A 19,613-nucleotide genomic window follows, 5' to 3' on the forward strand; every position below is an offset into this window, starting at 1 on the left:
CCCGTGTCAAGGCTACGATCGCGCCTAATACTTAGGAAAGTTTCCTATAAATTCATCGGATCCGAGTCAGCCTCTCCTTGCCGGTGCCGTATGGCTTGCGCTCTCACCCCCCGGCGCAAGCCGTACGGCGCCTCACCCCCGAAGGAAGAACTCGTGAGACCTCGCGCGATCCTCCTGGCCCTCTCCACCCTCGCACTCAGCCTGTACGCCCTCCCCGCCCAGGCCGCCTCGGCCACCGCGACGTTCGTCAAGGTCTCCGACTGGGGCTCCGGCTTCGAGGGCAAGGTCACCGTCACCAACGGCGCCACCACGGCCATGACCGGCTGGAACGTCCAGTTCGACGTCCCCGCCGGCTACTCGATCCCCTCCGCGTGGGACGCGGTCATGTCGCGGAGCGGACAGCACTACACGTTCACCAACCCGAGCTGGGCGCCCGCGCTCGCGCCCGGAGCCAGCGCGAGCTTCGGCTTCAACGGCAGCCCGGGCAACTTCCCCGGCATCACCGGCTGCACGCTGAACGGAGCCCCGTGCGGCGGCTCCTCGACCGGGGCGCCGGGCGCGCCGGGCGCCGTCTCGGCCACCGCGACCGGCAGCGCCATCACCCTCACGTGGGGAGCGTCCTCCGGCACGGTGACCGGCTACCGCGTCTACGAGGGGACCGTTGTCAAGGCCACGGTCACGGGCACCACGGCCACGATCGGCGGGCTCGGTGCCTGCGAGAGCCACACCTACACCGTCAAGGCGTACAACTCGGCGGGCGAGTCGGCAGGCCGCGACGCCACCGCCACCACCACCGGCTGCACCGGCGGCGGTGGAAGCCTGCCGAAGCACTTCCTCACCGGCTACTGGCACAATTTCGCCAACGCCGCCGCCGAGCTCAAGCTGTCGGCCGTGCCCGACGAGTACGACCTGGTCGCGATCGCGTTCGGCGAGGCCACCGCCACCCCGGGCCAGGTCGCCTTCGCGCTCGACCCCGGACTGGCCACGGCGGTCGGCGGCTACACCGACGCCCAGTTCAAGGCCGACGTGCAGGCCCTGCACCAGCGGGGCAAGAAGGTCATCCTGTCCGTCGGCGGCGAGGCCGGCCGGGTGCAGGTCGCCGACGCGGCCGCCGCGACGAGGTTCGCCGACTCGGTGTACGCGCTGATGCAGGCCTACGGCTTCGACGGCGTGGACATCGACCTGGAGAACGGCCTCAACGCCACCTACATGGCCCAGGCGCTCAGGTCGCTGCGCGCCAAGGCCGGCTCGGGACTGATCATCACGATGGCCCCCCAGACCATCGACATGCAGTCGACCGGGATGGAGTACTTCAAGCTCGCCCTGAGCATCAAGGACATCCTCACGGTGGTCCACACGCAGTACTACAACTCCGGCTCCATGCTCGGCTGCGACCAGGCCCAGGCGTACACACAGGGCTCGGTGAACTTCATGACCGCACTCGCCTGCATCCAGCTCGAGAACGGCCTGCGCCCCGACCAGGTGGCGCTGGGCCTGCCGGCCGGGCCGGGCGCCGCGGGCGGCGGCGTCGTCTCGCCCTCCCTCGTCAACCAGGCGCTCGACTGCCTGGCCAAGCGCACCAGCTGCGGGACCTTCGTGCCACCGCGCGCCTACCCGGACATCAGGGGCGCGATGACCTGGTCCATCAACTGGGACGCCAGCAACAACTGGTCCTTCTCCAAGACCGTCAAGCCCCACCTCCAGGGAATGCCATGAAATTTCGCAGCAAACTCCTCGCATTACTCGCCGGGATCGCCCTCGCGCTGACCGGCGCCGGATTCACGGCCGCCGCGCCCGCCGCCTACGGAGCCGTGCAGCAGATGGCCGCCGCCTGGGCCCCGTGGACCTCGTACGCCATCGGCACGGTCGTCACCTACAACGGCGTCGACTACGTGTGCATCCAGGCCCACACCTCCCAGCCCGGGTGGGAGCCGCCCAACGTGCCGGCGCTCTGGAAGGTCGGCTCGGGCGGCGGCAACCCCGGCGCGCCCGGCCAGCCCGGCACGGTCACCACGTCCGTGACCAGCTCGAGCATCTCGCTGAGCTGGGGCGCCTCGTCCGGCACCGTGACCGGCTACCGCGTGTACGAGGGCTCGACCCAGCGGGCCCAGGTCACCGGCACCAGCGCGACCGTCTCGGGGCTCGGCACGTGCACGACGCACACCTACACGGTCAAGGCGTACAACTCGGCGGGCGAGTCGGCCGGGCGTGACGCCACCGCCACCACGTCAGGCTGCACCGGCGGCGGGACCAAGATGCCCGGCGCCCCCTACCTCTACATGGGCTGGGGCAACCCGCCCAACCCGGGCACCGTCATGGACGCGACCGGCGTCAAGTCGTTCACGATGGCGTTCATCCTGTCGAGCGGCGGCTGCACCCCGGCCTGGGACGGCAACCGCCCGCTGACCGGCGGCGCCGACCAGCAGGCGATCAACACGATCAAGTCCAAGGGCGGCAGCGTCCAGATCTCCTTCGGCGGCTGGTCGGGCAACAAGCTCGGCCCCAACTGCGCCACGCCGCAGGCGTTCGCGGGCGCGGTGCAGCAGGTCATCAACGCCGTCGGCCCGGCCGTCGTGGACTTCGACATCGAGAACACCGACGAGTTCGAGAACTACACCGTCCAGGACCGCATCCTGAACGGCCTCAAGATCGTCAAGCAGAACAACCCGAACGTCAAGGTCGTCGTCACCTTCGGCACCTCCAGGACCGGCCCCACCGCGCCCGGCGTGCGCCTCATCAACCAGGCCAAGGCGCTCGGCGTGCCGATCGACAACTACACGATCATGCCGTTCGACTTCGGCGGCTCGAACATGTACCAGGACACGGTCAACGCCTCCGAGGGCCTGAAGAACGCGTTGAAGAGCGCCTTCGGGTGGACCGACGCCCAGGCGTACGCGCGCATGGGCATCTCGGGCATGAACGGCCTGTCCGACCAGCAGGAGCTGACCTCCCCGTCCACCTGGACGCAGATCCGCGACTGGGCCAAGGCCCGCGGCCTGACCAGGCTCGCCTACTGGGCCGTCAACCGCGACCGCCCCTGCCCCGGCGGCGGCGTGGTCTCCCACTGCAGCGGCATCTCCCAGGCCGACTGGGAGTTCACCAGGATCACCGCCGGCTTCTGACCCGCTGTGCGGCCCGTCCCCGCGCAGGGGGCGGGCCGCACGGAGGCACACCGATGACGTCGGGTTCAAGGTCCGCGCCTGCGACGTCGCGAACAACTGCTCGGCGTACACGCCCGAGGCGAGCGGCACCACGGCGGGCGGCGGCGGTGGAGACGGCGACAAGCAGGCACAGGGCAAGAAGGTGCTGATCTCGATCCTCGGGCCCGATCATGGGCGACGCGGGCAACGGGCTCACGTGACGAGCTGGGTGGGCTTGAGCGGGATGCCGAGACCGGGCGGCCGGTAGGTGGGCAGCGCCTCGCCGTACTCGTGCATCCAGGCGTGGTCCACCAGCAGCCGCATCCGGCCCCCGCCGGAACCGCGCCTGGTCTCGGCGGACGGCCGGAGCCCGGACAGCTTCTCGACCGCGTCCGCCACCAGTTCGGCGTCGGGCGACGACATGTCACAGTGGTCGTCGGGCCCGATGAGCAGGTCCACGTCGGGCGGCAGCGGGTAGATCGGCCGCGGCAGGGCCAGCACGCGCGGCGGCGGCGCCATCGGCCAGCCGTCGCGCACCGCCTCCAGCAGCACCGAGCGCGACGTCCTGCGCGCGAACAGCCCCTCGGCCAGCGCCCAGCTCAGCGCGCCCACGTCCGCGAGGTCCTCGCCGCACGCGTGCAGGCACAGGTACGGCACCAGCGGGATCCCCGCCCCGCCCGCCTGCGCCCATCCGCTCCCGCACCCGGTGAGCACCAGCAGCGCCAGCATCGCCCGGTAGGCGGTGTCGGCGTGCGGCGTGTCGAGCCGCCCCGGCACGATCAGGCACCGCCCGCCGGTCTTCTCGGCCGTCACGCCCAGCTCACGCGCGATCTTCAACGTCCGCGACGCGGCCACCCCCGTGCACGCCTCCTGCCAGGCGGGCGTGTACGGCTCGGCCCGGTCCGCGTACCCGGACGGCCACACGCCCGGCAGCCCGGGACGCGACACGCCGTAGACGGCCAGCAGCAGGTCGAACACGGTCGTCACCAGCTCGTCACCCTCGCGCAGCACCGGCACGCCGCGGCGCAGCACGCCCGGTCCGTCGTCGAAGCGCGGAAGCAGCACCTCCACCGCCTCGCCGCCGTACACGCTCAGCCGGCCACACCCGCGCCCCAGCAGCCCGCCCGGCACGTACGCGTCCTCGCGCGCCCGCAGCCGCACCAGGTACGGCAGGTCGGTGCGTTCCATGGCGTGCCTGGCGAACGGCGTCCTGTCCAGGTAGAACTCCTTGAGCAGCACGTGCCCCATGGCCATCGCGAGCGCCCCGTCCGTGCCGGAGCGCACGACCAGCGTCTCGTCCGACAGCCGCGTGGGATGCGTGCCGACCGCGACCACCTTCTGCCCCTTGTACCGCCCGGCGATCACCCAGGGCGTGTCCGGCGTGCGCACCAGCCGGTTGTTCTCCCCCCACTGCAGCACGTACGCCGCGCGCGCCCAGTCGTCGGCGCCCGGACCCGCGAACCGCGGCCCCAGCACCTGATCGGGCGCGCACGGATGCTCGGTCAGCACCGCGCCGCCGAGCCCGCCGACCAGCCGCGCCAGCGGCGAGGTGGCCAGCGCCGCCACCCGGGCGGCCCCGTGCTGACCGGCGGTGTGCACCATCGCCGCGGCCACCAGCTCCGCCGCCGTGCCGTCGTCGAGCGGCACTCGCCGATCACCTCGCGCCGCCCGGTATTGCTGTGAATTCGCTGTGAGTTTCGCCCAGGTGGCGACCGGGTCGCGCGTCCCATCCCTCACCTCGAAATAGAGCCTGACCAGTGCCTGGTTGACCTGCGATCCCCCCATGGAAAAAGTTCAACACAGACAGTGATGCTCAATCGCCATACGTATCGGCATGTCGGGGATAAGAATTGGAAGCCCTGGTGGCAGCACTGCCGGTGTTGCGGCAGGCTAGAGGCCGCCATGGATTACGCAGTTCTCACGGGGATAGTCCTCGTCGCCGGTGTCGTACTCGCTCTCATCGCCCAATGGCGCGATTGGCGTCCGCCGCTCATTGTCGCCGTCCTCGTGGGCGTGGCCGTGCGCCTGCTGATCATGTACACGTCGGCGATCGACTCCTGGCAGCCGGTCGACTTCATGGAGAGCTTCAAGCCCGCGGGCGAGGCCGTGCTGCGCGGACAGGACCCGGTGCTGGCCAGCGAGGGCGGCTGGCACTTCCTGCCGACCATCCCGTACGTGTACGGCATCCTGCTCTGGCTCGGCATCCCGTGGGAGTACGCCGGGCGCCTGGTCACCGTGGTCGCCGACATCGTGCTCATCCCGCTGGTGGCCAAGCTGGCCGGCGGCCCCAAGGCGTCGCTGCGGGCCCTGCAGTACGCGCTCAACCCGCTCGCCGTGATGATCGCCTGCATCCACGGCCAGGTGGAGCCGGTCGCGCTCGTGTTCGGTGTGGCCGCGTTCGTGGTCGCCCGCGGCTCCGGCCCGCTGGAGCGTCCCGGCATCGCGACGGACGTCGTCGCCAAGGTGCGCGCGGGCGTGGCCGCGTACGGCGTGCGCTCCTCGATCCCGCGTGTGATCGGCCGGGGCGGCATGCTGCACCGCGCCCTGCTGCCGGGGCCCGGCGACCGGGCCGACCTCAAGCGGGGCGCGCTGGCCGGAGTCCTGATGGGCCTCGCGTTGTGCGCGAAGAGCTGGCCGATCTGGCTGATCCCCGGCATGCTGCTGCTCCTGCCCAACCTGCGCTCCAGGGTCGCCGCCCTGTTCACCACCGGGCTCCTGCCGGTGTTCTTCCTGGTCACGCTGCCGATCTTCGCGGGCACGTCCCTCGACCAGATCCCCGCGGTCATCAACACGATCCGGGACATCCGGCCGATCATCGGCGAATGGGGCTGGACGCCGTGGTTCACCGGCGGCGACTGGGCGCTGATACCGGAGCTGGCCTCCTTCGGCACGAACCTCATCTACGCGTGCGTCATCGCGGCGATCCTCATCTGGCGGCGGGCCGACCCGATCGACATGACCATCGCCATCCTGCTGATCTTCATGGTGGTCACGCCGCGGCTGGGCGCTCAATACCTGCTGTGGTTCATGCCGTTCCTGGTCGCCAGGCCCACCAGGTTCGCCTGGCCGGCCATCGTGGGCGTGTCGATCTGGTCCGGATACGGCTATCTCTACATGACGCAGTTCGACGTCAACTCCTGGTGGTACCTGCACCAGGACTGGTCGCGGGCGTCCATCGTGCTGCTGCCCGTCCTGCTGCTGGCCATGCCCTGGGGCCGCCGCGTCGCGGCCGCGGCCCCAGGACTGGCTCCCGCCGTCGGGTCCTCGACGGCGGCCAGGGTCAAGTCACCGGCATAGGCGCTCCCACAAGGTGATCCACTGGTCGGGGTGGACGTGGCCCACGACGGCGTCACGGGCGACGCCCGCGGCCGCCAGCGCGGCGTCCACCCCCTGGTAGCGCGCCTTCAGCGAGGCGCGCACCGAGCCGCCCACCCCGCCGAAGCCCAGCTCGACCAGCTCCTGGTAGGAGCGGTGCCCATTCACCAGCGGGTGCGGCCTGCGCTCGATGCGCAGGATCGCCGAGTCGACCGACGGGACGGGGCGGAAGCCCTCCCTGCCGATCGTGTCGCCGAGCCGCCAGCTGAACCACGGCCACGACTCGACCGTGACCAGGCTCCAGCGGCCGTAGTCGCCCGTCCTTTTACGGGCGTACTCCCGCTGGGTGAGCAGCGTCGCCGAGGTCAGCGAAGGTGCCCGCAGACACCAGTCCACGATCTTCGATGTGATCGAGTACGGGATGTTGCCCACGACCGCGAACGGCTCGCGCGGCGCCCGCGCGGCCGTGAAGTCGCCCCTGACCACGTCGATCCTGGGATCGCTCCGCGTGCGGGCGGCCAGCCGTACGGCGAGTCTCGGGTCGATCTCGTAGGCGACGACCCGCGCGCCCGCCTCGGCCAGCGCGAAGGTGAGCACGCCCTCGCCCGCGCCCGGCTCCAGCACGAGCCCTTCGGGGGCGGCGGCCTTCACCATGAGGTCGACGGCATGCCGGTCGGCCAGGAAATTCTGCGAGAGAGTGCGCCGCGCCCGGTCTCTGGGCGTGCGGCCGCCGGTGCTCCTGGCTTTGCGTTGAGTATGTGAATAGTTTCCGTGCGCGAAATTCTGCGCCACAGCACTTGCCCTTTCGGGTCCTCGAGATTGACAGGTCTCGAAGGGCCCTGGGCACGCGTGCGGACGCTACCGCTCCATACGTTCGCGTCCGCTAGCGGGCCAGAGCCCGGCCACGGCGGATGCGAATGAAGACGGGGCAGGCGAACATGCATGTCATGCCGGCCACAGTAGGCAGCGGCCGGTCGGCCGGGCAACGCAATTAAATGTGATGCGCGGTCGGTGCCAGGTTCGTCACCCTGGAAGGCGTGCAGGCAACGGTCACGGTCACCCCGGCGCAGCTCCCGGAGCTGCTGCTGCACGTCGCCGTGGTCCGGCCCGTGTTCCTGTGGGGCGCCCCCGGCATCGGCAAGAGCTCGCTGGTGCGCGAGTTCGCCGACTCACTCGGCCTGGAGTGCGTGACGCTGCTCGGCACCCAGCTCGCCCCCGAAGACCTGATCGGCGTGCCCGAGCTGGTCGACGGGCGCAGCCGGTTCGCGCCGCCCGAGTCGATCGCCCGCGCGGAGCCGTACTGCCTGTTCCTCGACGAGCTCAACGCCTCCTCGCCCGAGGTGCAGAAGGCGTTCTACTCGCTGATCCTCGACCGCAGGATCGGCACGTACGAGCTGCCCGCCGGCTCGGTGGTGATCGGCGCGGGCAACCGCGCCACCGACAACGCGCTCGCCCGTCCGATGGCGTCCGCGTTGATCAACCGGCTGGTCCACGTGCACCTGCGGGCCTCGGCGGACGACTGGCTGAAGTGGGCCGCCGCCAACGGCATCCACCCGTGGATCGTCGACTACCTGGTGCAGCGGCCCGACCACCTGTGGAGCCCGCCGCCGAAGACCGAGGAGCCGTTCTCCTCCCCGCGGGCCTGGCACATGCTCTCCGACGTGCTGCTCTCCTACGGTGACGACGTGTCCGACGAGACGATCGCCATGCTGGCGTTCGGCACGCTGACCGCCACGCACGCCTCGGCCTTCCGCGCGTACGTCAAGACTGTCCGGCACGCGTACGACCTGGAGGCCGTGCTGAAGGGCGAGGCGCCCTGGCCGCGCAGGACCGAGGAGCGCGACCTGCTCTACTTCCTGGCCGAGGCGTTCCGCGCCCGCCTGATCAAGGAGCTGCCCACGGACAAGCGCGGAGCCTCCTCCCGCGCCCGCGACCTGGGCTTCCGGGCCAAGACGCTGCTGGTGGAGCTGGCCGAGATCTCCCTCGAATGCGCCCAGCTGGTCATCGCCAACAACGCCGACGGCGCGCCCGCCCTGCCCACCTGGTTCCTGGTCGAGGTCGGCAGGGACGTGCCGCGGCTGATGGCGGCCCGGTCGTGAGCCGGGCCAAGGCCAAGGTCGATCCGTGGCGGGCGGAGGTCCACAACGGCTGGAACGCCGTCGTCCGCCTGCCGCTCTTCCGCGTCTTCCACAGCTACCTGCTGGAGGCCGAGCAGGACGAGCTGGGCGGTGACACCTGGGCCATCGTCACCGACGACGGCGACGTGCGCTTCCACCCCAAGCGCCGCGCCCCCGCGGAGGAGTGGACGTGGGTCTTCGCCCACCTGCTGCTCCACCTCGGCTTCGGCCACGCCGACCCGCGGGCCTGTGCGCCGAAGGACATCGACGGCGAGCGCCCGGAGCCCGCCTACCACGCGGCCTGCTGCCTGGCCGTGGAGCGGTTCCTGCGCACACTCAAGATCGGGCGCTGCCCCTGGCCGCTCCCTGACGAGCTGCCCGAGCATGACGAGGTGGCACTGTCCGAGCGTTGGCGCAGGCAGGGCGTCCCGGTCCAGCTCAAGCCGCTGGGCGAGCCCGACTTCCGCATCGGCTCGGCCAAGCTGGCAGAGGACATGGACTTCCAGCGCACGTTCGCGATCGGCATCGCCGAGTCGGCCACCAGCGCGCTCGACCGGGCCGGCGAGCCCCGCACGCCGGTCGAAGGGCATGTCAAGGGCCCGTGGGACCGGGCGCTGCGCTGGTTCACGTCGTCGTACCCGCTGCTCGGCGCGCTGGCCGCGGGCATGACGATCGTCTCGGACGCCGAGCTGGCCAGGGGCTGGTCGATCTCGATCGCCGCGGTCAGCGCCGAGGCGGGGGAGATCTACATCAACCCGCTCGCCCGGCACTCCGAGCCCGAATGGCGTTTCGTGCTGGCCCACGAGATGCTGCACGCCGCGTTGCGCCACGGTGAGCGGTGCGGCATGCGCGAGCCGTACCTGTGGAACGTCGCCTGTGACTACGTGATCAACGGGTGGCTGGTCGAGATGGGCGTCGGCGAGATGCCGGAGGGGTTGCTGTTCGACCAGTCGCTGAGCGGCCTGTCGGCGGAGACCGTCTACGACCGCATCGCCACCGACCTGCGCCGCCTGCGCAAGCTCGCCACCCTGCGCGGGCGCGGGCTCGGCGACGTGCTCGACCACCCGCCGCGCCGCGCCGGCGGGTACGTCGACCTCGACGACTACTACCGCAACGCGCTCTGCACCGGCCTGGCCTACCACCAGAGCAGCGGCCGGGGCCTGCTGCCCGCCGGGCTCGAGCAGGAGATCCGCGCGCTCGACCAGCCGCCGCTGCCCTGGGACGCCCAGCTCGCCCGCTGGTTCGACGAGCACTTCCAGCCGGAGGAGAAGCGGCGCTCCTACGCCCGCGCATCGCGCAGGCAAGCGTCGAGCCCCGGCATCCCGCGGCCAGGCTGGGTGCGTCCCGAGGAGGTCGTACGCAAGGCCACGTTCGGGGTCGTGCTGGACACCTCCGGCTCCATGGACGTGAAGCTGCTCGGCAAGGCGCTCGGCGCGATCGCGTCCTACGCCGCGGCCCGCGACGTGCCCCGCGCCCGCGTGGTCTTCTGCGACGCCGCCGCCTACGACGCCGGATACCTGCCGGTCGAGGAGATCGCGGGCAAGGTCAGGGTGCGCGGCCGGGGCGGCACGGTGCTCCAGCCCGGTGTCAGGCTGCTCGAGCAGGCCGACGACTTCCCGCCGGACGGCCCCATCCTGGTGATCACCGACGGCTGGTGCGACGTGCTGCGCGTCCGCAGGGAGCACGCGTTCCTGGTGCCACAGGGCGCCTCGCTGCCGTTCCGGCCGCGCGGGCCGGTGTTCTACGTGAAGTGAACGCTTCCGCGCGGCACTTTGAGCTCGCTTTGAAGTGGCTCGGGTAGACCTTTACCCATGGACCGACCTGCCAGGGTGCTCGTCGTGGACGACGAGCCGAACATCCGCGCCCTGCTCTCGCAGACCTTGCGACTGGTGTCGTTCGAGGTGCGGACCGTGGAGACGGGCGCGGAGGCGGTGACGGCAGCCAGGGAGTTCAAGCCCGACATCGTGGTGCTCGACGTGATGCTGGCGGACTTCGACGGGTTCGAGGTCGCCAGGCGGCTCGGCGAGCGTATCCCCGTGCTGTTCCTGACCGCCCGCGACCGGGTGGAGGACCGCGTACAGGGGCTCACGCTGGGCGCCGACGACTACGTGGCCAAGCCGTTCAGCCTGGAGGAGGTGGTGCTGCGCATCCGCGCCATCCTGCGCCGCAGCCGCTCGACGCCCCGGGACGGGATCCTCCGCTACGCCGACCTGGAGCTGGACCCGCAGGCTCACGAGGTACGCAGGGCGGGGGTGCCGGTCGACCTGTCGCCCACCGAGTTCAACCTGCTCGAATATCTCCTCACCAACGCGGGCCGGGTGGTGAGCAAGGCCCAGATCCTCGACAGCGTGTGGCGTTACGACTTCGACGGCGACTCCAGCATCGTCGAGTCGTACGTCTACTACCTGCGCAAGAAGATCGACAAGTGGGAGCCGCAGCTCATCCACACCGTGCGCGGCGTCGGCTACACGCTGAGGACCCCGCGGTGAGGCCCGCCACCTGGACCCTGCGCACCCGCCTGGTCATGGCCGTGCTCGGCGTCGCGACGCTCGGGCTGGTGCTCTCCAACGTGGCGGGCGTCGCGCTGCTCCGCGACAACCTGATGGACCGGGTGGACCAGCAGCTCGAGCAGCTCGCCAGGGTCGCGGAGGTCAATGGCGCCCCGGTCTTCACGGTGGCCCCGAAACCGACGCAGGTCCCGATGAACGGCTTCTTGTCCGAGATCCTCACGAAACGGATAGCCGCCGTCCAGCAGGTCATGGTCTACGGCTCCGACGGCGCGCTGCAGTTCAAGTTCGGCGGCGCCCCCGAGGAGCCCGGTCCCGTCATCGGCGAGAGCAGGTTCGACGGAGCCTACACCGTGCCGGGCACCTCAGGGCCTTCGTGGCGCGTCCGTGCCGCGCAGCTGTCCAACGGCAAGACCTTGGTGTTCGCCCAGTCGCTCGCCGAGGTCGAGCAGACCCAGACCTCCGCCGCCGTCATCTTCGTCGCGGTGAGCGCGTTCGTGCTGCTTCTGCTCGGCCTGGCAGCCGATGCCCTGGTACGCCTCGGTCTGCGCCCGCTGACCAGGATGGAGGCCGCGGTCGGCCACATAGCGGGCGGCGACTTCGCCCGGCGGGTGCCCGCGCATGACCCGCACACCGAGCCGGGTCGCCTGGCCGGTGCCATGAACGTCATGCTCGACCGCCTCCATTCCGAGATCGCCGCCAGGACCGGCTCAGAGGCCCGCATGCGCCGCTTCCTCGCCGACGCCTCCCACGAGCTGCGCACCCCGCTCACCTCCGTGCGCGGCTTCGCCGAGCTGCACCGCAGGGGCGGCGGCGACGCCGACGAGGCGATGCGCAGGATCGAGGACGAGGCGGCCAGGATGAGCGTGCTGGTCAACGACCTGCTCACCCTCGCCCAGCTGGACGAGGAGCGCCCGCTCGACCCGCGCCCCGTGGACCTGCTGGCGGTGGCCGCCGACACGATCCGCGACGCCCGCGTACGCGTACCGGACCGGCAGGTCAAGCTCGCCGGGCTCGACGGCCCGCTCGCGCCCGTCTCGGTCATGGGCGACGACGCCCGCCTGCGCCAGGTGGCCGCCAACCTCGTCGCCAACGCCCTCTGCCACACGCCTCCCGACGCCTCCGTCACCGTCAAGGTCGGCAGGTCGGACGGCACGGCCGTTCTGGAGGTCTCGGACACGGGGCCCGGCGTGCCGCCCGAGCACGTGCCACGCCTGTTCGACCGCCTCTACCGCGTCGGGCAGGGCAGATCCAGGTCCGACGGCGGCGCCGGGCTCGGCCTGGCCATCGTCTCCGCCATCGTCCGCGCCCACGGCGGCCGAGTCGAAGTGCACACCGCGCCCGGTGAGGGCGCGACCTTCCGCGTGCTCCTACCTGACTCCGAGGCGGCTCCCAGCCCGCATTGAAGCGCGCTCGGCACATTCGGAGCATGACCAGGACAATCATCGCGACCGCCCTGCTGGCCGCGCTCGCCGTCGGCTGCGGCGGCCAGCAGAACGGCACGGGCGTCGCTTCCGTAGCCGTGGGCTCGTCCGCGAAACCCTCCGCGAGCACAAGCCCCACCGGCACCACGGACCCGCAGGAGCAGGCCAGGAAGTTCGCGCAGTGCATGCGCGACCACGGGATCCCCATGGAGGACCCCGACCCGGACGGTGGCGGCGGCCTGCGGTCGATCGGCAAGAACGCCGACAAGAAGAAGGTCACGGACGCCATCGAGGCCTGCCAGTCCTACGCCCCGTTCAAGGACCGCGGGAATCTCGACCCGGAGCAGGTGGACCAGCTCCGCGAGCTGGCCAAGTGCATGCGCGAGAACGGCGTGGACTGGCCCGACCCCAACCCTGACGGCACCTTCACCAGCGACACGCCCTTGAACCTGGACCGGAACGACCCCACGTTCAAGAAGGCGTTCGAGGTCTGCGGCAAGCTCCGCAAGACGGGAGAGCGGAAGTGACGCAGGTCAAGGAGCCCTTGGTGGCCGCGCGTGCCTTACCGCCACGCCGGCGCCGCCCCCTGCGGACGCTGGCGTGGACGGGCGGCGCAGCGCTGCTCGCCGCCGCCGTCGCCACCGCCGCCGTGGGCTTCGGCGGCGACGGCACCGGTACGTCCGCCGCCGCCCGCACGCCCCCCGCCACCGCCAAGGTGACCCGTACCACCCTCATCGAGACCGAGACCGTGGACGGCACCCTCGGCTACGGCGACACCCTGACCGTCACCGGCAAGTCCCAGGGCACGATCACCTGGCTGCCCGATGAGGGCGCCACCATCACCCGGGGCCACGGCGTCTACAGCGTGGACGCCGACCGCCGCCCCCTCCTGTACGGCGCCATGCCCCTCTACCGCACCCTGGCGGACGGCGTCGAGGGCAAGGACGTCGAGCTGCTCGAACGCAACCTGAAAGCGCTCGGCCACACCGGCTTCGACGTGGACGGCACGTTCACCTGGGCCACCAGGGAGGCAGTCGAGGACTGGCAGGACGACTTGGGCCTCGAAGCCACCGGCGAGGTGCGGCCCGGCGACGTCGTGATCGCCGACGGCCCCATCCGCGTCGGCGAGCTGAAGAAGGCGCTCGGCGACACGGCGAGCGGCCCCGTGCTGACCGCTACGGGCACCACCCGCGAGGTGCTGGTCAACCTCGACGTGGCCGACGAGCACCTGGTCAGGAAGGGCATGAAGGCCACCGTCGAGCTGCCCGACGGCAGCAAGGTGAACGGCAAGATCAGCAGCGTGGGCACGGTCGCCACCGAGACCGGCACCGGTGACGACGCCGCCACCACGGTCGAGGTCAAGGTGTCGGTGAGCGGGCTGAAGAAGTCGTACGACGCCGCCCCCGTGGACGTCACCATCGTGTCGGACCAGCGCGAGAACGTCCTGGCCGTGCCCGTCGGCGCGCTGCTCGCGCTGGCCGAGGGCGGCTACGGCGTGCAGGTCGTCGAGGGCTCGTCCACCCGCTACGTCGCGGTCGGGACCGGCATGTTCGCCGACGGCCAGGTCGAGGTCACCGGCGTGCAGGAGGGCATGACCGTGGCGGTGCCCAAGTGATCGTCGAACTGCACGACGTCAGCAAGCACTACGGCGACGTCGCCGCGCTCCGCGGGGTCTCCCTGGACATCCACCACGGCGAGCTCGTCGGCATCGTCGGCCCCTCAGGCTCGGGCAAGTCGACCATGCTCAACATGATCGGCACGCTCGACCGCCCCTCCGGCGGGCTGGTCCGCATCGCGGGGCACGACGTGGGCTCGCTCACCGACAAGCAGCTGTCCGCGCTGCGCGCGAACGTCATCGGCTTCGTCTTCCAGCAGTTCCACCTGGCCGCCGGGGTCTCCGCGCTGGACAACGTGGCCGACGGCCTCCTGTACGCGGGTCCGCCCCTGCGGGAGCGGCGGCTGCGCGCGTACGACGCCCTGGAACGCGTCGGGCTCGGGCACCGGCTCGGCCACCGCCCGCACGAGCTGTCCGGCGGCGAGCGGCAGCGCGTGGCCATCGCCCGCGCCGTCGTCGGCGAGCCGCGACTGCTGCTGGCCGACGAGCCGACCGGCAACCTCGACTCCCGCTCAGGAGCCGGCGTGATGGAGCTGCTGCGCGAGCTGAACGCGGGCGGCACCACCGTGGTCGTCATCACCCACGACCGCGACATCGCCGCCTCGCTGCCCAGGCAGGTCGAGATGCTCGACGGCCAGGTGGCGGAGGGGGTCCGGACATGACCGCCCTGGTGACCTCCCGGATGCGGCCGCGTGACGTGGTCAGGGTCGGCGGGGCGGGGCTGCGGGCCAGGCCGCTGCGGGTGTTCCTGTCGGCGCTCGGCATCGCCATCGGCATCGCGGCCATGCTCGGCGTCGTCGGCATCTCCGCCTCCAGCCAGGAGAACCTCAACCGGCAGCTCGAAGCGCTCGGCACGAACCTGCTCACCGTCTCGCCCGGCCAGACCCTGTTCGGCGAGGCGTCGCACCTGCCCGCGGCGGCCGAAGGCATGATCGGCCAGATCGCGCCCGTGACCGCGGTCACCGCCACCGGCACGACACCGGCCAAGGTGTACCGCAACGACCACATCCCCGCGGCCCAGACCAGCAGCGTCTCCGTCACCGCCGCCCGGCTCGACCTGCTCCGGGACGTCGGCGCCACCGTAGCCGGCGGCACCTGGCTGAACGAGGCCACCCACCGCTACCCGGCCACCGTGCTCGGCGCCAAGGCGGCCGACCGGCTCGGCGTCGTCCACGCCGGTCCCGACCAGCGGGTGTGGCTCGGCGGGCGGTGGTTCACCGTCGTGGGCGTGCTCGCGCCCGCGCCGCTCGCCCCCGAACTGGACACGGCCGCCCTGGTCGGCTGGCCGGTCGCCGAGGAGCGGCTCGGCTTCGACGGGTACCCGACCACGATCTACACCAGGGCACAGGAGGCGTCCGTCGTCGCCGTGCGCGACGTGCTCGCCGCGACCGCGAACCCGGAGCAGCCCAACGAGGTCGAGGTCTCCAGACCGTCCGATGTGCTGGCCGCCAAACAGGCCACCGACGCCACGCTGAACGCGCTCCTGCTCGGCCTCGGCGGCGTCGCGCTGCTGGTGGGCGGCGTGGGCGTGGCCAACACGATGGTCATCTCGGTGCTCGAGCGGCGCGCGGAGATCGGTCTGCGCCGCTCGCTGGGGGCCACGCGCGGCCAGGTCCGCCTGCAGTTCCTGGCCGAGTCGCTGCTGCTGTCGGCCATCGGCGGCGTCGGCGGCGTGCTCCTCGGCATCGGTGTCACGGCGGCTTACGCGGGCTTCCAGGGCTGGCCCGCGACCGTGCCGCTCTGGGCCATGCTCGGCGGCGTACTCGCCACGCTGGTCATCGGCGGCGTCGCGGGCTTCTACCCGGCCGTACGCGCCGCCCGCATGTCGCCGACGGAGGCACTGGCCACTCCCTGACCTGCTCCGTGACCTACTTCCCGACCTACTCCCTGACCTGCTCTGTGACGACGATGACCCGGACGAGGTGCCCGTGCGACTTGAAGATCCCCGGAGGGTCGCCGGGCATCACGCCGGTCACGCAGTCGTACACGTTGCCGCCCGCCTGGCGTACCAGGAAGGAGGGCTCGGCGATCACCGACAGCAGCCTGATCACGGCCCGCTGCACGTCGATGCCCTCCAGCTCCTCCTCCGGGCGGGCCAGCACCTCGTAGAAGCCGTCGTCGAGCTGCCGCTCGCCCAGCACCTCCCAGCCCGGCGCGCGCCGCAGGTGGGGGAGGAGATGCGCCTCGGGCTCCTCGGTCACCCACCCCTCCGTGCGCATCATCTCGCCGAGCTGCCGCACGGCGGGCAGCATCGCCGCCGCGTCGCTCACGCCGGTGAACCGCTCGTCCTCATCCCATCGCCGCTGCCGCTCCACACGTCCGATTCTGACAAGAGAACGGCCCGGGGGAAGGGATAGCTTCGCCTTCATGGATGTGATCGACCGCGCGGAGAGATACCTGCAGCTTCACGGGCGCCTCATCGACAGGTTGCGATTCGAGGCGCTCTTCAGGGGCGGACCGCCTGAGCGGGTGCTCGACGTGCTGCGCTGCTACCAGAACGCCGACGGCGGCTTCGGCAACGCCCTCGAGCCCGACCTGCGCGGCGCCGGCAGCCAGCCGGAGCCGGTCGAGGTGGCGTTCTGGATCCTGGACGAGCTCGACGCGTTCGACTCGCCGATGGTGGCCGCCGCCTGCGACTACCTGGCCCGCGTCAGCGCACCCGACGGCGGCGTGCCGTTCGTCCTGCCGTCCGTCCGCGACACGCTGCACGCGCCCTGGTGGGAGACCTCCGACTCGCCGCCCGGGAGCCTCATCCCCACCGCGTCGATCGCGGGGCTGCTGCACAAGCACGGCAGCACGCATCCCTGGCTGGCCGCCGCCACCGACTTCTGCTGGTCACGCATCGCCGCACTGGAAGAGGTGGGCCCGTACGAGGCTCGCGCGATCGTGACGTTCCTTGACCTGGTGACTGAGCGGGACCGCGCGGAGGCCGAGTTCGCCCGATTGCGGGGGGCCATCCTGGCCACGGTCTCCTTCGATGTGCACGAGACCGGGCACGTTCACTTCCCGCTGGACTTCGCGCCGGAGCCGCTGCGGCTGCCGCTGTTCACCCGGGACGTCCTGGACCACCATCTCACCGCATACATGGACACGCAGTTCGATGACGACAAGTGGGGTCTCAATTGGCTGATCTGGACCCCTGTGGTGGAGCACGAATGGGGCGGATACCTCGCCGTCCATCGGCTCAAGACGCTGCGCGCGTACGGGCTGCTGCCGGAGTTCTGTCGGTGAGGTCGCGTACGTTGGGGGCATGTACGTGGAACGGCCCCCCGGCGCCGACCTCGCCGACCGCGTCGCCTGCGTGTGGCACCAGGTCAGCGAGGCGGACACCACGCAACTCGTGGTGCCCGACGCCTGCGTCGACCTGATCTGGGGGCCGCAGGGGCTGTTCGTGGCCGGTCCGGACACGGGGCCCATGCCGGCGCCCATGGCTTCGGGCGACACGTTCGTCGGCATCCGGTTCAAGCCGGGCGCGGCGGGCGACTTCTTCGGCGTCCCGCTCCAGGAGCTCCGCGACCAGCGCGTCCCGCTGTCCGACCTCCCGCCCCTGCACATCCCTGACATCTGCCCCGCGCGGCGGCTCGACGCGATGCGTGCCGCGGTCAGAGCGCGCCTCGCCCAGGGGGAGTCGGTCGATCCCGTGGGCTCCGCCATCGCCGGCGCGCTCAGGAACGGCCGCACGGTCGGGGAGGTGGCCTGGGACCTCGGGCTCAGCGAGCGCCAGTTGCATCGCCGCAGCCTGACCTCGTTCGGCTACGCGCCCAAGACCCTCCAGCGCATCGTCCGCTTCCAGGGGGCGCTGGCCCTGGCCCGCGCCGGCGTCCCGCTGGCAGAGGTCGCGGTCACGGCGGGCTACGCGGACCAGGCGCACCTGTCCCACGACGTCAAGCGGCTGAGCGGGGTGTCCATGCGCCACCTCGTCTCACTTTCCGGGTAGCTTCCCCGAGACCAGCGCCTGCGCCCACCCGGCGCTCGGATCGCTGTCGATGAACAGCGCCCGCGCCAGCAAACTGAGCGGAATGGCGAGAATGGCGCCCAGCGGCCCCAGTACGAAAGTCCACACGATCAGCGAGATGAACGTCATGGTCGTGGAGAGCCCCACGGCGTCCCCCAGGAATTTGGGGAGGATGAACGACTGGGTGACGACATTGGTGACCGTGTACGCGGCGACGACGAGCAACATTTTCTGCACGCCGCCGTCCAGCAGGGCGAGCATGGCGGGCGGCACCAGGCCGATGAGGAATCCGATGTTGGGGATGTAGTTGGTGATCAGCGCGAGCACGCCCCACAGCAGCGGGAGCGGCACGTCGAGAAGCGACAGGGCGATCACGTCGAGGATCGCGTAGATCAGCCCGAATATGGTCGAGACAATCAGATAGCGCCGCGTCTTGTGCGCGAACGTGCCCAGGGCCGTCACCAGTTGCGGCCTGTTGCCCTCGCCGGTGGTGAGGATTTTCGCGGTCACCGGCGCGTCGAGACACATCGCCAGCAACAACACGACGATGAGAAACATCGCCGACAGAATGCCGATCAAACTGCCGAGCAGGCTCTGCGCCAATTCGACGATCTTCGCCGGGTCGAACGCCTGCAGACCTCTATTGATCATTTCGTTGCTGAGGCCGTGCGTGGTGGCCCAGTGCTGCGCGTCGGTGAGGAGGCGGTCGAACTCGGGGGCGTACGTGGGCAGCAGCGAGGCGAGCTGGGTGGCCGAGATGGTCAGGATGCCGACCATGCCGAGGAGCACGAGCACGACGATGAGGAACGGCACGGCCACCTGGAGCCAGATGGGCGCATGCCGCGCGGCGAGGCGCGCACGCACGGGGGAGACGGCGATGACGAGCACGAGGGCCAGCACGACAGGACCGGCGATCGGCGCCACCTCACGGATTCCGTAGAGGACGACCATCGCGGCGGCGATGCCCACCAGGATGATGAGTGCCCGGGGCGCGGCTTGATCTCGCACCTCCGGTACCTACCCCTGGTGCGCGGCCGAACCATCGATTTGACGGTTCCCGGAGGCGTACATAGAGTTCACCAGTCCCACGAGGGCGGCGGTGATCGCCGGGCTCACTCGGGGGCGACCTCCTGACACTTCCACGGCGGTGGCGTTCGCGTCTACTCATGTGGGCTGGTAAGTTAGAGGGGTTGTCCCGGAAGCGGGGCGCGGATTAATTCCCACAGATCGAGCAAGTCGGGTCAATTTGACAGGGACTTGAACGGCTGAAAGAATTAAGACACAACGAAATGAACGCCTCCGAGCGAAAAGCCTGAACGGTTTCGAGTGAGGAAGTACGCGTCCGTTTCTTGAGAACTCAACAGTGTGTTAAAAGCCAGTGCATGAGATACATGCATATCCCCGTCTTTTGACGGAAATTGCTTGGATTCACAATCCAGACGTAAACATTGTTTGGAGAGTTTGATCCTGGCTCAGGACGAACGCTGGCGGCGTGCTTAACACATGCAAGTCGAGCGGAAAGGCCCTTCGGGGTACTCGA

The 19,613-nt window shown here is 70.7% G+C and carries 17 protein-coding genes and 1 rRNA gene; 14 read left to right on the forward strand and 4 right to left on the reverse strand.

All coding sequences use genetic code 11. The annotated features are described in order from the left end of the window. Window positions 1-153 precede the first annotated feature (153 nt). Window positions 154-1,716: a chitinase gene (locus tag ACIBVN_RS29155; protein WP_397141672.1), complete on the forward strand. Its 1,563-nt coding sequence runs from the start codon at window positions 154-156 to the stop codon at window positions 1,714-1,716. Beyond that, complete coding sequence (locus ACIBVN_RS29160; RefSeq protein WP_397141674.1) at window positions 1,713-3,122, forward strand: carbohydrate-binding protein; 1,410 nt, start codon at window positions 1,713-1,715, stop codon at window positions 3,120-3,122. Before ACIBVN_RS29155 ends, ACIBVN_RS29160 begins: the two co-directional genes overlap by 4 nt. Window positions 3,123-3,353: 231 nt before the next feature. On the opposite strand, the gene ACIBVN_RS29165 is transcribed toward ACIBVN_RS29160, so the two are convergent. Continuing rightward, complete coding sequence (locus ACIBVN_RS29165; protein WP_397141676.1) at window positions 3,354-4,925, reverse strand: molybdopterin-dependent oxidoreductase; 1,572 nt, start codon at window positions 4,923-4,925, stop codon at window positions 3,354-3,356. A gap of 117 nt (window positions 4,926-5,042) precedes the next feature. On the opposite strand from ACIBVN_RS29165, the gene ACIBVN_RS29170 reads away from it, so the two are divergent. Further along, on the forward strand, window positions 5,043-6,437 hold the full coding sequence (locus ACIBVN_RS29170; RefSeq protein WP_397141678.1) for a hypothetical protein: 1,395 nt from the start codon (window positions 5,043-5,045) through the stop codon (window positions 6,435-6,437). Here the strand turns inward: ACIBVN_RS29170 and erm are convergent. Then, a complete protein-coding gene (gene erm, locus ACIBVN_RS29175; protein ID WP_397141680.1) occupies window positions 6,426-7,247 on the reverse strand; it encodes an ErmE/ErmH/ErmO/ErmR family 23S rRNA (adenine(2058)-N(6))-methyltransferase in 822 nt (273 codons plus the stop codon). The two genes, ACIBVN_RS29170 and erm, sit on opposite strands and share 12 nt — an antisense overlap. A 245-nt stretch (window positions 7,248-7,492) precedes the next feature. Here erm and ACIBVN_RS29180 point away from each other — a divergent pair, with 245 nt between their 5' ends. The 8 genes from ACIBVN_RS29180 to ACIBVN_RS29215 are packed head-to-tail and all read left to right on the forward strand — an operon-like array spanning window position 7,493 to window position 15,973. Then, the gene (locus ACIBVN_RS29180; RefSeq protein WP_397141682.1) at window positions 7,493-8,554 is read left to right on the forward strand and encodes an AAA family ATPase; all 1,062 of its coding nucleotides are present in this window, start codon (window positions 7,493-7,495) and stop codon (window positions 8,552-8,554) included. Further along, the gene (locus ACIBVN_RS29185; protein WP_397141684.1) at window positions 8,551-10,326 is read left to right on the forward strand and encodes a hypothetical protein; all 1,776 of its coding nucleotides are present in this window, start codon (window positions 8,551-8,553) and stop codon (window positions 10,324-10,326) included. The genes ACIBVN_RS29180 and ACIBVN_RS29185 overlap by 4 nt, the downstream gene beginning before the upstream one ends. Window positions 10,327-10,383: 57 nt before the next feature. Further along, window positions 10,384-11,061 carry a response regulator transcription factor gene (locus ACIBVN_RS29190; RefSeq protein WP_397141686.1) on the forward strand — a complete coding sequence of 226 codons (678 nt, stop codon included), beginning with the start codon at window positions 10,384-10,386 and terminating at the stop codon, window positions 11,059-11,061. Next, window positions 11,058-12,485: a sensor histidine kinase gene (locus tag ACIBVN_RS29195; RefSeq protein WP_397141688.1), complete on the forward strand. Its 1,428-nt coding sequence runs from the start codon at window positions 11,058-11,060 to the stop codon at window positions 12,483-12,485. The genes ACIBVN_RS29190 and ACIBVN_RS29195 overlap by 4 nt, the downstream gene beginning before the upstream one ends. Before the next feature lie 23 nt (window positions 12,486-12,508). Then, window positions 12,509-13,030 (forward strand): hypothetical protein, encoded by a 522-nt coding sequence (locus ACIBVN_RS29200; protein ID WP_397141690.1) that lies wholly within the window; start codon window positions 12,509-12,511, stop codon window positions 13,028-13,030. Beyond that, window positions 13,027-14,118, forward strand: a complete 1,092-nt coding sequence (locus ACIBVN_RS29205) for a peptidoglycan-binding protein (RefSeq protein ID WP_397141692.1) — start codon at window positions 13,027-13,029, stop codon at window positions 14,116-14,118. Before ACIBVN_RS29200 ends, ACIBVN_RS29205 begins: the two co-directional genes overlap by 4 nt. After that, window positions 14,118-14,780: an ABC transporter ATP-binding protein gene (locus ACIBVN_RS29210; protein WP_397141714.1), complete on the forward strand. Its 663-nt coding sequence runs from the start codon at window positions 14,118-14,120 to the stop codon at window positions 14,778-14,780. Before ACIBVN_RS29205 ends, ACIBVN_RS29210 begins: the two co-directional genes overlap by 1 nt. Then, a complete protein-coding gene (locus ACIBVN_RS29215; protein ID WP_397141694.1) occupies window positions 14,777-15,973 on the forward strand; it encodes an ABC transporter permease in 1,197 nt (398 codons plus the stop codon). Before ACIBVN_RS29210 ends, ACIBVN_RS29215 begins: the two co-directional genes overlap by 4 nt. A 25-nt stretch (window positions 15,974-15,998) precedes the next feature. Here the strand turns inward: ACIBVN_RS29215 and ACIBVN_RS29220 are convergent, their stop codons facing one another. After that, window positions 15,999-16,433 carry a hypothetical protein gene (locus ACIBVN_RS29220; protein ID WP_397141696.1) on the reverse strand — a complete coding sequence of 145 codons (435 nt, stop codon included), beginning with the start codon at window positions 16,431-16,433 and terminating at the stop codon, window positions 15,999-16,001. A 52-nt stretch (window positions 16,434-16,485) separates the two neighbouring features. Between ACIBVN_RS29220 and ACIBVN_RS29225 the strand changes: the two genes are divergently transcribed. Beyond that, on the forward strand, window positions 16,486-17,349 hold the full coding sequence (locus ACIBVN_RS29225) for a hypothetical protein (protein WP_397141698.1): 864 nt from the start codon (window positions 16,486-16,488) through the stop codon (window positions 17,347-17,349). Window positions 17,350-17,368: 19 nt separating this feature from the next. Further along, entirely contained in the window at window positions 17,369-18,055 is a 687-nt protein-coding gene (locus tag ACIBVN_RS29230; RefSeq protein WP_397141700.1) for a DUF6597 domain-containing transcriptional factor, read from the forward strand. Here ACIBVN_RS29230 and ACIBVN_RS29235 read toward each other — a convergent pair. Then, window positions 18,041-19,042: an AI-2E family transporter gene (locus ACIBVN_RS29235; RefSeq protein WP_397141702.1), complete on the reverse strand. Its 1,002-nt coding sequence runs from the start codon at window positions 19,040-19,042 to the stop codon at window positions 18,041-18,043. The two genes, ACIBVN_RS29230 and ACIBVN_RS29235, sit on opposite strands and share 15 nt — an antisense overlap. Window positions 19,043-19,522: 480 nt before the next feature. Here ACIBVN_RS29235 and ACIBVN_RS29240 point away from each other — a divergent pair. Next, a 16S ribosomal RNA gene (locus tag ACIBVN_RS29240) occupies window positions 19,523-19,613 on the forward strand; the annotation flags it as partial.

The organism is Nonomuraea sp. NPDC049400 (assembly GCF_044466425.1).
Taxonomy (GTDB): Bacteria; Actinomycetota; Actinomycetes; order Streptosporangiales; family Streptosporangiaceae; genus Nonomuraea.

Bases quoted from the DNA above. Each gene is read 5' to 3' on its own strand.
- ACIBVN_RS29160 (WP_397141674.1), top strand. From the start codon at position 1,713: ATGAAATTTCGCAGCAAACTCCTCGCATTACTCGCCGGGATCGCCCTC.
- ACIBVN_RS29165 (WP_397141676.1), bottom strand. From the start codon at position 4,925: ATGGGGGGATCGCAGGTCAACCAGGCACTGGTCAGGCTCTATTTCGAG.
- ACIBVN_RS29170 (WP_397141678.1), top strand. From the start codon at position 5,043: ATGGATTACGCAGTTCTCACGGGGATAGTCCTCGTCGCCGGTGTCGTA.
- ACIBVN_RS29190 (WP_397141686.1), top strand. From the start codon at position 10,384: ATGGACCGACCTGCCAGGGTGCTCGTCGTGGACGACGAGCCGAACATC.
- ACIBVN_RS29200 (WP_397141690.1), top strand. From the start codon at position 12,509: ATGACCAGGACAATCATCGCGACCGCCCTGCTGGCCGCGCTCGCCGTC.
- ACIBVN_RS29215 (WP_397141694.1), top strand. From the start codon at position 14,777: ATGACCGCCCTGGTGACCTCCCGGATGCGGCCGCGTGACGTGGTCAGG.
- ACIBVN_RS29225 (WP_397141698.1), top strand. From the start codon at position 16,486: ATGGATGTGATCGACCGCGCGGAGAGATACCTGCAGCTTCACGGGCGC.
- ACIBVN_RS29230 (WP_397141700.1), top strand. From the start codon at position 17,369: ATGTACGTGGAACGGCCCCCCGGCGCCGACCTCGCCGACCGCGTCGCC.